Annotated in this window: 1 protein-coding gene; it reads left to right on the top strand. The window is 62.5% G+C overall.

Annotation, left to right across the window (positions count from 1 at the left end):
* The coding region (locus tag AC1DTN_RS37285; protein ID WP_477925113.1) for a calcium-binding protein at positions 1 to 1062 on the top strand (1062 nt) is incomplete at both ends.

Genomic DNA, 1062 nt, shown 5'->3' on the forward strand with positions numbered 1-1062 from the left:
GCCAATGTCGAGGACCTGACCTTCACTGGCATCGGCAATTTTGCCGGGACGGGCAATGCCTTGGCCAACACGATCACCGGGGGCGCCGGCAACGACGTGCTGGACGGGGGTGCGGGTAACGACAGGCTGATCGGCGGGGCCGGCAATGACGCGCTGATTGGCGGCGCCGGCGACGACTGGCTGGATGGCGGCATGGGAGCTGATGCGCTTTCCGGCGGTACCGGCAACGACATCTATTGGGTTGACAATGGCGGGGATATGGTCACCGAGGCTGCCGACGAGGGCAGCGATACGGTATACGTGCAGTCGGTCTACTTCGCGAGCTATACGCTCGGCAGCAATGTCGAGAACCTGACCGTCTCCGGTACGACGACTTTTACCGGCATCGGCAATGCGCTGAACAATATCCTGACGGGCGGGGCAGGGATCGACACGCTGAAGGGTGCGGCAGGCGATGACACCTATATCATCGGCACCGGCGATATCGTCGTCGAGAATGCCGGCGAGGGTACCGATACCGTAAAGACGGGCCTTGCGGCTTATACACTGAGTGCCAATGTGGAGAATCTGACCTATACCGGGTCAGCCGCCTTCACCGGTACCGGCAATGAACTGGACAATGTTATCAAGGGCGGAGCGGCCGCCGATAAGCTGACTGGCGGCGCCGGCAACGACACGCTGGATGGCGGAGCCGGAGCCGACACGCTGATCGGCGGAGCTGGCGACGACATCTATATCGTGGATGCCGCAAGTGACGTGGTCACGGAGGCAGCAGGTGCGGGCACAGACGAGATCCGGACGTCGCTTGCGACCTATTCGATCGCGGCACTCGCCAATATCGAGAACCTGATCTACACCGGGTCGGCTACCTTCACCGGCATTGGCAATGCTGCGGCGAACGTGATCACCGGCGGCGCCGGCAACGACACGCTGGACGGCGGAGCCGGAGCCGATACGCTGAACGGCGGAGCCGGTAACGACACCTACATCGTTGACAATGCCGGTGACGTCGTCACCGAAAGTGTCGATACGGGGATCGATACGGTGAAGGCTGGGTCGGCG

The organism is Rhizobium sp. 01T444, assembly GCF_056398305.1.